The 14418-nt window shown below is 70.0% G+C and carries 13 protein-coding genes; 4 read left to right on the forward strand and 9 right to left on the reverse strand.

Going from position 1 to position 14418, the window contains the following annotated elements; translation table 11 throughout:
• Positions 1–84: 84 nt before the first annotated feature.
• Genes AC1DP9_RS20985 through AC1DP9_RS20995 form a run of 3 tightly spaced genes read right to left on the reverse strand, consistent with a single transcriptional unit; the run spans position 85 to position 2395 of the window.
• On the reverse strand, positions 85–459 hold the full coding sequence (locus AC1DP9_RS20985) for a DUF3325 domain-containing protein (RefSeq protein ID WP_092296600.1): 375 nt from the start codon (positions 457–459) through the stop codon (positions 85–87).
• Positions 456–2096, reverse strand: coding sequence for a PepSY-associated TM helix domain-containing protein (locus AC1DP9_RS20990; RefSeq protein WP_477108376.1), 1641 nt, complete (start codon positions 2094–2096; stop codon positions 456–458). The genes AC1DP9_RS20985 and AC1DP9_RS20990 overlap by 4 nt, the downstream gene beginning before the upstream one ends.
• The gene (locus AC1DP9_RS20995; protein ID WP_477108377.1) at positions 2096–2395 is read right to left on the reverse strand and encodes a DUF3649 domain-containing protein; all 300 of its coding nucleotides are present in this window, start codon (positions 2393–2395) and stop codon (positions 2096–2098) included. Before AC1DP9_RS20995 ends, AC1DP9_RS20990 begins: the two co-directional genes overlap by 1 nt.
• 256 nt (positions 2396–2651) lie before the next feature.
• On the opposite strand from AC1DP9_RS20995, the gene AC1DP9_RS21000 reads away from it, so the two are divergent.
• From AC1DP9_RS21000 to AC1DP9_RS21015, 4 genes are all read left to right on the forward strand, one after another.
• Entirely contained in the window at positions 2652–4238 is a 1587-nt protein-coding gene (locus AC1DP9_RS21000; RefSeq protein WP_441593238.1) for a class I adenylate-forming enzyme family protein, read from the forward strand.
• Between the two features lie 9 nt (positions 4239–4247).
• On the forward strand, positions 4248–5078 hold the full coding sequence (locus AC1DP9_RS21005; protein WP_092296612.1) for an IclR family transcriptional regulator: 831 nt from the start codon (positions 4248–4250) through the stop codon (positions 5076–5078).
• A gap of 75 nt (positions 5079–5153) precedes the next feature.
• Complete coding sequence (locus AC1DP9_RS21010; RefSeq protein ID WP_477108378.1) at positions 5154–5519, forward strand: 5-carboxymethyl-2-hydroxymuconate Delta-isomerase; 366 nt, start codon at positions 5154–5156, stop codon at positions 5517–5519.
• A gap of 282 nt (positions 5520–5801) precedes the next feature.
• On the forward strand, positions 5802–7151 hold the full coding sequence (locus tag AC1DP9_RS21015) for a sigma-54-dependent transcriptional regulator (protein WP_477108379.1): 1350 nt from the start codon (positions 5802–5804) through the stop codon (positions 7149–7151).
• On the opposite strand, the gene AC1DP9_RS21020 is transcribed toward AC1DP9_RS21015, so the two are convergent.
• The 6 genes from AC1DP9_RS21020 to AC1DP9_RS21045 are packed head-to-tail and all read right to left on the reverse strand — an operon-like array spanning position 7083 to position 14254.
• Positions 7083–7901, reverse strand: a complete 819-nt coding sequence (locus tag AC1DP9_RS21020; RefSeq protein ID WP_477108380.1) for an amidohydrolase family protein — start codon at positions 7899–7901, stop codon at positions 7083–7085. The genes AC1DP9_RS21015 and AC1DP9_RS21020 overlap by 69 nt on opposite strands.
• Positions 7898–8710 carry a GIY-YIG nuclease family protein gene (locus AC1DP9_RS21025; RefSeq protein WP_477108381.1) on the reverse strand — a complete coding sequence of 271 codons (813 nt, stop codon included), beginning with the start codon at positions 8708–8710 and terminating at the stop codon, positions 7898–7900. Before AC1DP9_RS21025 ends, AC1DP9_RS21020 begins: the two co-directional genes overlap by 4 nt.
• Positions 8703–9848, reverse strand: a complete 1146-nt coding sequence (locus tag AC1DP9_RS21030) for an aminotransferase class I/II-fold pyridoxal phosphate-dependent enzyme (protein ID WP_477108382.1) — start codon at positions 9846–9848, stop codon at positions 8703–8705. Before AC1DP9_RS21030 ends, AC1DP9_RS21025 begins: the two co-directional genes overlap by 8 nt.
• Positions 9849–9866: 18 nt before the next feature.
• Positions 9867–11867, reverse strand: coding sequence for an 8-amino-7-oxononanoate synthase (locus tag AC1DP9_RS21035; RefSeq protein WP_477108383.1), 2001 nt, complete (start codon positions 11865–11867; stop codon positions 9867–9869).
• Positions 11868–11914: 47 nt separating this feature from the next.
• Positions 11915–13255, reverse strand: a complete 1341-nt coding sequence (locus tag AC1DP9_RS21040) for a hypothetical protein (protein ID WP_092296624.1) — start codon at positions 13253–13255, stop codon at positions 11915–11917.
• Positions 13256–13273: 18 nt separating this feature from the next.
• Positions 13274–14254: a hypothetical protein gene (locus AC1DP9_RS21045; protein ID WP_092296626.1), complete on the reverse strand. Its 981-nt coding sequence runs from the start codon at positions 14252–14254 to the stop codon at positions 13274–13276.
• Positions 14255–14418: the final 164 nt, after the last annotated feature.

Below are 14418 nucleotides of genomic sequence, written 5' to 3' on the forward strand. Positions count from 1 at the left end.
GCGCCGCTGATCGCGGCCGGCGGGTTTTTTCCCGTATCCGTCTGGATGGTGGCGTCGCTCTGACGGCGACGCTCGTTTGTGCCGCTACGCCTGCACGATCAGGATCGCGCTCAGCGCAGCCGCCACACCGATGCCGATCGCCCCGCGCGCGATGCGCGGCGTGACCTGCGGTGCATAAGAGAAGGCGCCCACCACTGTCAGGGCGCTGACGGTGAGCAGGCCGGCCCAATAGATCACGCCGAAGGCCCAGCCCTGGGCGGCCACGCAGGCCGCCAGCGCCAGTGCCAGCGCGATCCAGCCCTGCCAGCGCAGGCGGCGCACGCGGGCCGGCGGGGGCGCGGCGCCCCGGCCGAAGATGTCGGCGTGATGCCGGTCGATGGTCTGGGCCAGCCAGGTGAAGCCGCCCACGGCGAATCCGATGCCGGCCACGCAGGCCGGCCACATGGCGGGTGCGCTCATGACGCCTCCCCCATGGCACCGGTGCGCGCCGACGCGTCTGCGCCGCGTGCCGCCGGACGAGTCCGCCCGAGCCACCACGCCGCCGCGCCCAGCCCGAGGCCAATCGCCAGCACCGTCAGGTCGAAGCCCGCCAGCACCGCCGGCCCTTGCAGCAGCGTCACGCCCAGATGGGCGGTGCCGGTCAGCGCGTTCAGCAGCGGCAGGCCCGCGAACAGCACGGCGCCGATGCCCAGCAGCACGCGCCACATGCCGCGCGTCGGGCGGATCTGGGCGACCAGCGCCGCGATGGCCCAGGCCGCGAAGAACATGCGGATTTCCATGTCGGGCCGCTGCGCGATACCCACCGGCACGAGCCGATTGGCCCAGAAGTAGCTGGCGAATGCGATCGGCAGGCCGGCAATCACGCCAAGGTTGAGCGCTTCCACCAGCCGCAGCCCAAACGGCGTGCGGCCCGTGGCAGCAATCGTGTGGGCGTGGCTCTTGCGCGTCCTCACGGCCCAGAGCAGCGCGCCGGTCGCCACCATCAGGCAGCCGGCCAGCCCGGAGGCAAAGAAAAGCCCGCGCAGCAGCGGCGGCGCGAAGTGCGCGATGTGCAGCCCCACCATCACGCCACGCGTGGCGCTGGCATTGGCCGGATCGTCGCCGAAGGTTTCCTTGAGCGCGCCGGTGGTGCCGGCGAACAGGACGGTCGGCTGCACCGACGACAGGCTGCGCCCGGCATCGCGCGTCATCGTGACGAGGGCGTTGGCGTCGTTGGGGCGCTCCACCGTGATCCGGGCCGGGGCCACGCCGTCCCACCGGGCGGTCGCCTGCGCCAGCATCGGGCCCACCGGGGCCAGCGGCACCTGCACGCCAGACGCCTGCACGCGCGGGGCGCGGAGGCCCAGCTCGGTGTCGAACCGCTTCGTATCGCCCTTATAGACCGCCTGCACGCCCCACGGCATGTACAGGAACAGCAGCGTCACGAGGCCGGTGTAGGTAATCATCAGGTGAAACGGCAGCGCCAGCACGGCGGTGGCGTTGTGCGCATCGAGCCACGAGCGCTGGCCCTTGCGGGCGCGGAAGGTGAAGAAGTCCGCGAAGATGCGCCGATGGGTGATCACGCCGCTCAGGATGGCCACCAGCATGAACATCGTGCAGAAGCCGATGATCCAGCGCGCCCAGATCGCCGACATGTAGTGGAGATCGAAATGCAGGCGGTAGAGGAACTCGCCGCCGCGCGTCTCGCGGGCGCCGGGCACGGGCGTGCCGGTCACGGCGTCGAGCGTGCGCGTCTCCAGCCGGGCGCGGTTGCCCTTGCCGGCATCCTCGGGGCGCGGCTGGCGCAGCCAGAACACCGAGGTGGTGGGACGGCGGTCGTCGGGGAGATTGATGAACCAGCGCTCGGCATTGGGTGCCTGTTCGCGGAGGAAGGCGATGGCGCCGTCGGCAGCCCGACGGGTCGCGTCGGCGTCTGTGTCGCCACCCAGCCGCGCGTGCAGTTCGGGCTTCATCCAGAGCGTGATCTCGTCCTTCACATAGCTGGCGGTGCCGCTACAGAAGACGAGGAACAGCACCCAGCACACCAGCAGGCCCGCCCACGTATGCAGCCACGCCATCGACTGGCGCAGCCCCTGACCCTTTCGCAATTCGGCCATTACGCGCTCCGCAGGGCCTGCCAGCCCAGTCCCAGGACCGCGCAGGGCACGGCCAGTCCGATCCACGCGCGCCATGCCGACTCCACGGCGAACACCCAGATCACGGCCAGCGCGTACCAGAGGAACGACAGCAGGGAGGCGGTGACTACCGCTTCGGCGCGCGCCATATCGGTCCAGCGTGCCAGCGCGAGCGAGACGCAGCCCGTGGCCAGTGCTGCGAGCCCGTAGCCGCCCAGGATGCCGGCGATCGCCCGCGACGCGACCGCCACGCGATAACCGGTCGAAATGCCCTGCTTCATGTTGCTGCGAATTCCGTGAAAGCCGCAATGATAAGCGTTCTCATATGCATTGTCTTTCAGACCTCGCATTTCGGCGGGTTATGGCGGGGTAGACATTGAAGACATGTCGCGAAAAGCCCATAGACGGAAATCCCAGTAATTCTGCATTGCAGAACCACCATTCCACGCTGCGGTTGACAGCTTCCGGGGATCGATGGGACGATGCCACGCATCAATACCGGCGACTTCACGCCGGAAGCCTTGCCCGGAGACATGCATGCGCAGTACCGCTTCCCCCGCGGACCGTTCTGGTCACGCGTCCACCCCCGCCCAATCCGACTCGTTCCGCCCCGCCTTCCAGCGCCTGCACCAGACCATGGGCCCGTGGGTGGCCAGCCATCCTGACCGCGTGGCCGTGATGGATGCCCACCGCGCGCTGCGCTATGGCGAACTGGACCTGGCCGTGCGCGAGACCGCCCAGACGCTGACCGCGCTCGGCGTACGCGGCGGCGACCGTGTGGTGCTGGTCACCGAGAACAGCGTCGGCTGCGCCGTGCTGCTGCTGGCGCTGAGCGCCATCGACGCCTGGTCGGTGCCGGTCAATGCCCGGCTGTCGGCGCGCGAGATTGCCAATATCGTCGAGCACGCCGGCGCGCGCGTGACCTTCTATCTGGACAACGATTTCCCCGAAGCCCGCGAACACGGGCTGGCGCGCGGCGCGCAGTGGGCCGATGCTGCCGTGTGGCCACACGTCGGCAAGCTGCTTGTCAGCGCCATCGACGAGACGGCCGTGGCGGAGCCGGTAGCCGCCGAGGCCCGCGAGCAGGTGGCCGCGCTGATCTATACGACCGGCACCACGGGCGCCTCGAAGGCGGTGATGCTGACGCACGCCAACCTGATGTTCATCGGCCATTCCAACCGCCTGCAGGCCCGCGTACAGGCCGGCGACCGCGTCTACGGCGTGCTGCCGATCTCGCACGTCTATGGGCTGTCCGTGCTGCTGGTGGGCCCGGTGTCCAACGGCGCCACGGTCTACTACGAACCGCGTTTCCGCCCGGAGAAGCTGGCGCGCACGCTGGTCGAGGAGCAACTCACCGTGCTGCACGGCGTGCCGGCGATGTACGCCAAGGTGATCGAATGGAGCCGCGCGCAGGGCCAGTCGCTGCGCACGCCTTCGCTGCGCATGGCGCAGTCGGGCGGGGCGCCGCTCACGGCGTCGCTCAAGGCATCGTTCGAAGACGCCTTCGGCATCGTGCTGAACAACGGCTACGGCATGACGGAGACCTCGCCCACCGTGTGCCAGACCCGCGTGGATGCCCCGCGCGCCGACTGCTCGGTCGGCCCGGTGGTGCCGGACGTGGAAATCCGCCTCGGCTCCCCCCTGCCCGACGGCAGCGGTGAGTTGCTGGTGCGCGGCCCCAACGTGATGAAAGGCTACTACCGGCGCCCGGACCTCACGGCGCAGACCATCGATGCCGACGGCTGGCTCCATACGGGCGACCTCGCGCGCATCGATCCGGACGGCGCGGTATCCATCGTCGGCCGCTCGAAGGAAATCATCATCCACTCGGGCTTCAACGTGTATCCGGAGGAAGTCGAGCAGTCGCTCAATGCGTTCCCCGCCGTGCTGCAATCGGCCGTAGTGGGCCGGGCCACCGAGGGCAACGAGGAAGTGATCGCCTTCGTCGAGGTGCGCGGCGGCATGACGCTGGACGAGCCCGCGCTGCGCACCTTCCTGCGCGACCGCCTGTCGCCCTACAAGATGCCGGCCGAAATCCGCGTGGTGGCGCAGCTACCCGCGGCGCCGTCCGGCAAGATCCTCAAGGCGAAGCTGCGCGAGCAGCTTGCCTCCGGCAACCTTTGAGCCACGCACATGGATAGCCAGGCCGATTCCCTCCCCGACCTCCCGCCCGCCACGCCCAAGGTGGACAACCGCAAGGAAGACCGCCATTTCGTGACCGCGCTGGCGCGCGGGCTCGACGTGCTGGCGTGCTTCCGCGCCTTCGACAGCGAACTCGGCAATGCCGAACTGGCCCAGCGCTGCGGGCTGCCGAAGTCGACCATTTCCCGGCTCACGCACACGCTGACCGAACTCGGCTACCTCCAGGCGCTGACCGAGCCGATGCGCTACCGGCTGGGCAGTTCCGCGCTGGCGCTGGTGCCGTCCGGCCAGCCCGGCGCGGACGTGCTGGCGGTTGCGCGGCCGTACATGCAGGAACTGGCGGATCTCTCGCAGGGCGTGGCCTCGTTGATCGTGCGCGACCGGGGCCGCATGCTGATCTACGAGAACTGCCAGTCGGAGAGCTACCTCACGCTGCGCGTGGCCGTGGGCAGCCGCGTTTCCGGGCTCAATACGGCGGCCGGGCGGGCCTACCTTGTGGCCCTGCCGCCGGCCGAGCAGCGCCAGGCGCTGACCGCCTTCCGCGCCGATGACCGCGTCAGCGCGGCCCATGCCGAGGGCGTGCTCTCCGCCAGCCGCGACGAAGCGCGCCGGCTGGGCTGCACCACCTCGTTCGGCGAATGGCTGCCCGACATCAACTCGATCGCCGTCGCTTTCCGGCCCGGCCAGTCCCTGCCGCCGATGACCCTCAGCTGCAGCGGCCCGAACGCCATCGTGCCGCCGGCGCATCTGCTGGAAAAGGTGCGCCCGCTGCTGCGCGACCACATCCGCCGCATCGAGGCCGCGTTCGGCGTGGCGGCCTGAGCCGGGGGGTTTCCCGGAGGGCGCCGGTTTGCCGTACGATGCTGGCTTTCCCTCCGATCCTTCGACGCTCCCGCCATGCCGCAACTGATCATCGAACTCACCGAAAACACCCGCCTGACCTGCTCGCAGGACGAGCTGCTGGACGAAGCCAACGCCGCGCTGCTGGCCACCGGCCAGTTCCGCGAGCCGGACATCAAGTCCCGCTGCGTGACGCTGACCACCTACCGCCAGGGCACGGAAAACCGTGACCGCGCCTTCGTGCACGCCACCGTCTGGATTCTGGACGGGCGCGAGCAGGCCGTGCGCAAGCAGGTGGCGCAGGCCGTGTGCGATGTCCTCACCGACGCGGTGCGCCCCGGCGCCGGCCAGAGCGTGCAGGTCAGCGTGAACGTGCAGGAGATGGAGCGCGCCGTGTTCACCAAGCAGATCATCGGCGACTAAGCCAGCGCGGCGGCGTCTGCACTGTCAGCCATATGCATCGCAATATCTGACGCCGCCGCGTTCGCCCCCGGCCGCCATCCGGCGGCAAGACTCGTTTCACCCGCGATACACCCCCGTTGTGCCTTTAACATCCGGCAACCCTGTGCTGAGCATTTTTGACATGGGGCGGCCGTGACCGTCGCCTAGTATGTTCTGGGATGCCTGCCGGCCTGCCCCCCGGACCCGGCGCCCACCCTCCCCGTTTTTGATCTCCCATCGTCTTCGCTCCCCTGCGAGGTGTCTATGCGTGTCGTGCTCTATCAGGAAGAGGCGCTGCGGCTCCGTCAACGCCTGTGCGAGCACGGCCTTCCCGAGGAAATCGACCTGTCCGGCGCGGGCGACGGCATGCTGGTGGTCGTCGTCCTGGCCCGGGACACACGCGTGGCCGCCGCCGCCGAGCACTGGCTGCGCAGCGTGCCCCGCCCGGACGCCTTCATCGCCGCCTGCACCGCCGCCACGCGCGCGCAATGCCGGCAGGAGCCATGGTGGCCCGGCGGCATCTGCGACGTGGTAGCGGCTGACGACGAGCCGGGCATGCTGACCGAACTGGCGCTCCGCCTGAAGCGCCTGCACGAGCTGGAATCGATCCTCACCTCCGACTGGCTGCGCAAGCGCGCGGTGGGCCACTCGGCGCCCTGGCGTGAAACGCTGCGCGCAGTGGCGCAGGTCGGCCGCTTCGGCAGCGGCGCCTGCCTGCTGACCGGCGACAGTGGCTGCGGCAAGGAGCTGCTGGCGCGGCTGATCCATGATCTCGATCCGGTGCGGCGCAGCGGCCCCTTCATCGTGGTGGACTGCACCACGCTGAGCCCCGAGCTATCCGGCAGCGAGCTGTTCGGCCATGCGCGCRGCGCCTTCACCCACGCCGTGGCCGCGCGTGACGGCGCCGTGGCGCTGGCCGATGGCGGCACACTGTTCCTCGACGAAATCGGCGAACTGGACCTGCTGCTGCAAGCCCGCCTGCTGCGCGTGGTGCAGGAGCGCGCCTACAAGCGCGTGGGCGACGACAACTGGCGGCGCTCGGACTTCCGGCTGACCTGCGCGACCAACCGCAGCCTCGACGCGGAGGTGACAGCAGGCCGCTTCCGCAGCGACCTGTACTTCCGCATCACCCAATGGACCATCCACGCCCCGCCGCTGGCGGCGCGGCGCGACGACATCCCGCTGCTGGTCGAACACTTCCTGGCCGAGCACGCCGGCACGCCGCCGCGCGTGATGCCCGAGGTCATGCAGCAGCTGATGGCACGCGACTATCCCGGCAATGTGCGCGAACTGCGCCACGTGGTGCTGCGCATGGCGGACCGCCAGCAAGGCTTCCACGTGCTCAGCACGGGCTGCCTGGACCTGCCGCTGGCCGATGTCATGGCCGCCACCGGCCTGATGGACGGCTGGGAGGGCGTGCTGGCCCGCGCCGTCGAGGGGGCGCTCGATGCCGGGCTGGGGCTGAAGAACATCGGCCAGATCGCGGAAGCCATCGCCGTGAAGGTGGCGGAACGGCGCGCCGGGTCCACCAGCCGCGCCGCCGAGCTATTGCGCGTCACGCCGCGTGCGCTGCAATTGCGCCGGCAGGGGCGGCCCACGGAGGGCTGCCCGTGAGGTCGGCCCTGACGTTGCCACGCGGGCGCCGCCAATCAGCCGCAGCGCGTTGCCGCCGGCCATGCGCGCGAAGGCTTCCGGCGATGGGCGCAGCGCGCGGATCTTGGCCAGCTCCAGCCCCGGATGCAGCCACGGGCCGTCCGAGCCGAACAGCAGCTTGTCCGGGCCGGCGCGGGCAAAGGCTTCCTCGAGCAGGTCGAAGCGGCGCACGCCGGCCGTATCGGCAAACAGGTTCGGATGCCGCACGATCAGGTCGATGACCTGCCGCTGGGCGGCCCAGTCGTCCGCGAAGCTGCCGAGGTGGGCGAACACGAACGCCACGTCAGGATGGGTCTGCGCCAGCAGGGAGAGCGCGCCGGTGTCGCCGCCGGCGTCGTACAGCACCGGCAGCCGCCAGCGGCGCGCGGCGTCGCAGACCTGCCGGTGAATCCGCGCATCGTGACGATGTACCTTGATGCCGCGCAGCCCCAGCCGCAGCACGGCTTCCTCGATCATCGCGTGCAGCCGGTCGCGGTCGCGCTCGGCGTGGACCATGGCGAAGCCGATCCAGCGGCGCGGGTCGGACCGCACCAGCGCGGCGACGTCACGGTTGCCTTGCGCGTAGTCCGACTGGAACACGGGGAGCAGCACCGAACGCACGATGCCGGCCTCGCTGGCGCGGCGCGCGTAGGCGGCCAGCGGCGCGGTGGTGTCCCAGGGACCGGTCATACCGTCGCCCTGCCCGGCGTGGACGTGGAAGTCGACGATCATGGCAGCCGCCATTCGAGTTCGAGCTTCTCGCCAGACTTCATCGCCAGGGTGCGCTTGTCGTCGCCCGTGCGGAAGGCGTTGATGGGGGTCGCCCCTCGCAGCAGGCTCGGGGGCAGGATGTTCACAATCGTGATGCCGGAAGGCCCTGCGAGCAGAACATCGCCGACCAGCGCGCTGTTGTGAATGCTGCCACGCAAGGCGCGGATGACGGCGTGCTCGACGGCAGACAGGTCCTTCTCCTTCCTGACGCTGGCTACCCATACGCCGAGCCCGCGCAGCGCGCCGTGCACACCCGCGCACCACCGGTGCTGCTTCATGCGGCTACCCAACGTCTTCGACAGGCCGACATAGATCGGCGTCGTGCCACGGACGAGGATGTAGACGCCCGGCCCCGATACGGTCCGGTCATCGACCGCCAGCTTGAGCGATTCGAACCTCCGCCACGCCAGCGTCACGTTGACCTCTCGCGTGACTTCCTCCTCCAGCTCCGGCGCGAAGCCCTCGTACAGGTGCCCGCCCGGCCGCGGCGCCGCCAGCTGCAACCCCACCAGTTCCATCCCCCCGCGCGGCTGCTGCCGCGCCAGCAGGCAGGCTCGGCAGCACGCATCGGTGCTCTCGAAGCGGGCCATGCCGAGCCGTGGCTGGGTACTCACACGCCGCGCGCGGGCGATGATCAGCCGCAGGTCGTTGACCAGCGCCTGCGGGGGCGTGCCGGGCGGATAGCGGCGCATGGCCGCCACCAGCCCCATCAGCCGGCGCATGCGCCATGGCGCAAGCTCCAGCGTGTCTCCATCAGCGGTCTTAAACATGCTGGGGTTCCTCCATTGGGGTCGAAGACGGCCACGGCGCCTGGCGCGCGGCATCGGGCAAGTGCGGCGCGAGCCGCGTCATGGCGGCCACCAAGGCGTCGATATCCGCGCGGCGATGATTAGCCCGGACGATCAGCGCCAGCGCGTGGCGCCCCTCGGGCTGGCGCAGCAGCGCGGTACGGAAGCCGGCGGCGCGCAGGCCGGTGTGCAGCGCCACGGTGCGTTCCGCACTGGCGAGCCGCACGTGTTGCATCGGATGGTCGCGCGGCGGCGCGTGCAGGTCCGGCAGGCAGCCCCGCGCCAGCGCGCGCAGGCCGGCCTGCAGGCGGCGCAGGCGCTGCCAGAGCCGCGCGCGCAGGACATCGCCCGCCATGCGGTTGATTTCCAGCGCACGGAGCCCGGCGCGCAGCGCGACCTCGCTGGCGGCGCTGCTGTGGGTCTGGGTGGGGCCGTCCCGGGCAATCGCCTGGACCAGCGCGGCAGGCCCGCACAGCGTGGCCAGCGGCGCGCCGAAGGCCTTGGCCCATGACGCCACCAGCAGCACCGGCTGCGCCGGATCGCACCCCGCGTGGCGCAGCGCGCCGCCGCCGCCGCTGCCCCACGGCTGGCGCGGCGAGGCGGCGGCGCCCATCAGGCCAAGCATCTGGCTGTGATCGATCAAAATCAGTCCTCCATGACGGCGCACCAGCGTCAGATAGCGCGCCAGCGGCAACGGCAGGCCGGCCAGCCGGGTGGCATCCGCGATCACTGCCGGCGGCCTGCCCCGTCGGCGCAGGCGGTGATCGCGAATCCGCCGCGCCAGATCGGCCAGGTCGCCGTGCCGGAACCATGCCACCGGCGCGCCGAGGCCGCGTACGCGCTCCAGGCCCCAGCGCATCACCGGGTACAGCGCCTCGTCGGCAATCAGCGCGTGCGTGCGGCCCAGTTGCTCGAACACGTCGATGGCCAGATGCAGCGTGGATGGCGCCACCATGCCAGCCTCGCAGCCCTGCAGCGCCGCCGCGTCCGCCGCCAGCCGCCGCGCCAGTGGCGCAGCGGCCAGCGAGGCCGGGTAGCCAGTGGTCAGCGCGGCGTAGTCGCCCAACTGGTCCGCCGGGTGCCGCAGGCCCAGGTACAAGGCCGAGGCGAAGTCGATCATGGCGCCGCTCCGTCCGCGCTAGGCGATGCGCAGCCCGCCCTTGTGCTCGTGCAGCCTGCGCAGCAGATGCATGCCGGGCACCTGCACGTCCACCGGCTCCACGCCCACATCCACGCCGGTCACTGCCCGGTAGGAGTGGATATAGGTCTGGATCTCCGGCCGGAAGAAGGCGGCCCAGTTCGCGGCATTGACCGGGTCGCTGACCGAGTTCCAGTCGCTCCATCGGATCGACGAGACGATCTGCTCGCCCGTGGTGGCCAACTGCCAGAACTGGTAGGTGTTGGTATCGCCCCAGCCCTGCAGCTTGCGCATGCTCTCCACCGAGTGCATCCACGGCTCCGGATACGCCACCATCGCGCGCCGGGGCAGGAACTCGCGGAACTCGGGGCGCGCCAGCATCCACTGCTGCATCATCATTTCCACGCGGGAGGTGGTGGGCAGGTCGCGGAACTGGTTATGGGCCCCTTCGGACAGGATCAGGTGGACTTCGCGCAGCGCGTTGAGCAGCGGGAAGCCGTCCGGCACCACCGTGGTGTCGTCGGCCTGGCGGAAGAACGGCACGCACAGGTTGAGCAGCGTGTGGAACGCGCCCAGGAACTTGCTGCGCGTGTCGGCCGGCTGCACCTGCGGCACGGCCCGGCCGATGAGCTGGAAACCGTACTCGTGCTGGTACTCCGCCGCGCGCCGTTCGATCGGCAGGCGGTGCTGCTCGTCCTGCACCCAGCCCCAGATGATGTTGTTGAGCGGGCGCAGGGAATCGAGTTCGAACTGGGCCAGCGGGTCGCGTGGGCCGGCGGAGACGTTCTGGAAGCGCCGGGAGATCGCGTTCATGGTCTGCACCAGCTGGAGTTCCTCCATCCAGTAGCTCCAGATCAGCTCGATCAGCGGCGGATAGGTCAGCTTGGCCGAGATGTCCTGGTTCCAGTGGTCGAGCCACAGGCAGCCTTCGCCGCACTGGTCGAGGTGGCGCTGGGGCGTCGGCGTGACGCCTTCGCCCGGTAGCGCGGCGCGCTCTTCTGGCACGGTCCGGTCCGTCAGCGCCCGGTTGATCCGCTCCGCCGCATCCGTGCCCTGCAGGGCGGAGGCAATCCGCTGCAGGTACGGGAGCGTGGGCGAGGCCCCGCCGCCGAAATACTTGTTCGCCAGCACGTCCGGCTTGGTGATCTTCAGGCCGAGGCGGTCGTTGGCCAGGGCGATGGCGGTCGGGTCATAGGCCAGCAGCCGGGCGATGTCGTTGGCCGTCGGGCCGCTGGGCACCACGGCGCCCCAGGTGACTACGAAGGCTTCCGTCGCCACCTTGAGGGCCCGGTAGGCGTCGGTGTCCGTGAAGGGCAGGAAACGGCGCCGGCTGAGCCGGGCCGCGCCGCCATAGAGGAACGGCTCGCCATCCTTGCCCAGCGGCGTGTTCGCGTCCGGGAAGAACAGCGAATCGATCTGCTTGACGTAGTTGTCCCAGCCGAGCATGTCGGCATTCATCTTGATCAGCAGCCACAGGGCCACGTCGCCGGTGAGCGCGCGCGGGGTCCGCTGCAGGCGCACCGTGGTCGGGCTGACGTACTGCTCGGTGTCGAGCGGCCCGGAGCGGTCCGCGATCGGGTCGTCCAGCGGGTGGAAACTGGGCTCGCTCGGCACCACTTCCCTCGGCGGGATCTCGACGTCGCGGCTGAGTTCCACGCCATGCCCCTGGGACAGGTACACGCCAATATCGGCCGACTCCTGCGCGCTGATGGCCTTGGGGTCGACCAGCTGCTCGATCAGTCCATTGATGATCTCGATCTTGGCCGGGAGGTCCACGCCGCTCTTCATCCTGAGCGTGATGCGCGCCGTCAGCGTCTGGGGGCTGCCGGTGTCAGCGACCTTCCGGGTGTCCGTGGGCTGGTCGCCGATGTGGCATTGCGCCTGCAGGCTGTTGCTGAGCCCGTAGACGGGTATCGTGACATCGTAGTCACCGTCCATCCCCTTGGTCGTCTTCACGATCAAGACGTCTTTGTAGGGGTGGATATCGTCCGAATTGACCATCACATTTCTCCCTCAGCAATTTCACGCCATCACGGAAATCACGAAAATCATGCATAAGCCGGAACCGGGGTCCGGACCGGGCGGCGCTGGTTCAACACCACACTCAGCTGCCTGCTGCCCGCCGACCAGGGCAGGTAGCCGGCCAGCGCCCAGCGCTGCAGCAGCGCCGAGATGATCTGCAGCTCGTCATTGGCCGGCAGCAGGCCGCTGTAGCGCGCCTGGCCGAGCACCGCGAAGGCCAGCGTCGGCGTGTCCGCCAAGCCCTCCTGCGGGCGCTGCCTGACCCGCTCCCAGGCGGCCAGCAGCCGCTTGGGGTGACGGTCTGGCAGGCGCAGCGCCTCCGCCAGCGAGCGCCCGTCCAGCGCCGGGGGCCGCAGCGACAGCAAGGTCGCTACGAACCACGGCACGGCGCGGTCCAGCTGATCGAAGGCTTCGCGCTGGGCCGCGCTCATCTGCCAGCGCGGATAGAGCTGCTCCCAGACCTGCTCCAGCGCGTCCCACTGCGGATGCGGATAGAGCGCGCGGCCCATGGCCAGGGACAACTTCACGCGGATCCAAGGCGCCGGATGCGGATCGTCGAGGTTGATGCGCAGCACGAACGCCTTTGGCAGGCTCACCACGCTCATCAGCCCGCACGTGGCAGCGATGCCCACGCGCGACACCGCCCAGAGATCCGCCACGATCTCGCTGATCCAGCGATCCCACGCCTGCCAGATCCGCTGCGCCGGGGTGCGCCCCTGCCCCACGCGGCTGGCGGACGCCCGCCGGTAGGCGTTGACGAGGTCCAGCAGCGCCGCCGCCTGGTGCCCCACCTCATGGAACAGGGACGCCGCGATGCCCGTGCCCACCATCCGCTCGCGCGGCATGCGGATCACCGCCACCGGATTGGCGCCGCCGCCCGGCAGCCGCGTGCGGGCGCGGCGGATGGCACCGCCATGGCCGCGCTCGACGTAGCAGATGACGGGCGGCGCCTCGATCGACGAGCCGGGCTGCTTGAGGCCATCCTGCGCGGCCACGTCGAGGCCCGAGAGCCAGATGCCGGTGCCGTGCTGGCTGCGCTGCGTCAGCACTTCCGCGAAGATCTCGAAGTGCGTGAGCGCCGCATGGAAGTACAGCTTGAGCAGGGCATAGCGCTGCTGGGCCCGCGCCACGTCGCGCGGCGTGGGCTGCAGGCCGCGCAGCAGGCGCAGGAAGCCCGTGATGCGCACGCGCAGCTGCTTGCGCTCCGCCTGCATATGGCGCTCGATGGCGCCCATCGCCTCATCGCTGACATTGGCGGCGGGCACCATCGGCATCTGCAACGCATAGGGCAGCTGCGCGTCCAGGCGTGCGCGGATGCCCAGCGCTTCCTGTTCCAGCAGACGCAGCGCGTGGAGGCTCGGGTTCATCGCGGTGTCCCGTGGCGCTCAGTACGCCGGCCGCTGCTGCGGACCGAGGTAGAGGATGATGGCGCGCCCGTTGCGCGAACGCCGCCAGACCCCGCCGTGTGGGAAGTGGCCCGTGTGCGGGGCCTGGACCTGCGTGCCGCACGAGGGACATCCGACCGTCGCCACGGCCCCGCCCGGATGGGACTGGCCCATCGGCACCGGCAAGTGGGACCCGCCCGACGCCGGGCCGAAGATCGACGTGCCCGGGTGCTGCATGCCCATCCCGCTGCCGTTCCCGCCACCATTTCCGCCATGCGGCGGAGCAGCCCCGCCATTGCGCGAGAGTTGCTTCATCGCCGGCAGCAGCCCCGGCGCCACCTGCTTTGCCGCGCGCAGGAAGGCCACGTGCGCCGCCCGGGCTGGCGGCACCTGCGGGGGGATCGGGGTCGTCGCCAGGTGATTGGCGGCATGGCGGCCGATGCGCACGACGCGGCGCGCCACCTCGAACTCGCGGTCCTCGTTGCTGAGGCCCTCCAGTTCCAGCCCCAGCGCGTTGCCGGCCATGCTGGCCAGCTTGCCGCCGATGGCCCCGCCGGCGCCCGGCACCACGAGATTGCCCAGCGCGCTGCCGACAATCGGCAAGGCCGACTTCGCCGCCGAGCGCAGGATGCCCCCGAGCGCCTTGCCCGCCGACGACTTGGCGAAACCCGTGGCCGCGCGGCCCACCGACTTGATCAGCCCGCCCAGGAACTGCTCCATCTCCTGCTCGTTGTTGACGGCGAGCAGTTCGGCGGCCAGCTCCATCTCCTGCATCTCGCCGGAGATCTCGTTCTCGAACTCATTCTCGAATTCGTTGCCGAAGGACGCCTCGCCCTGCTCGAACTCGTTCCCGAACTCGTTGGCAAACTCGTTCTCCAGCTCCTGGCCGAATTCGCCGGCCATTTCGGAGGAGAACCCTTGTTCAAACTCGTTGTAGCCGGCACCCCAGCCACCGGGCCTGGAACTTCCGATATCGTGCATTTGCGACTCCTTTCCGCTCAGGGTTGGCGAGATAGGACGTCTCGCTCGTCAAACCCTATTGCAGCAGGCGTGCCAGGCGGGTGTGCGTCGACAAGTCGTTGATATTGCAGGGGATTGCCTCACGCGGGCGCGTGGCAGTGCGAAGGCGGATTCGTGATCCGGGG

The organism is Cupriavidus sp. 01L43, from assembly GCF_056399925.1.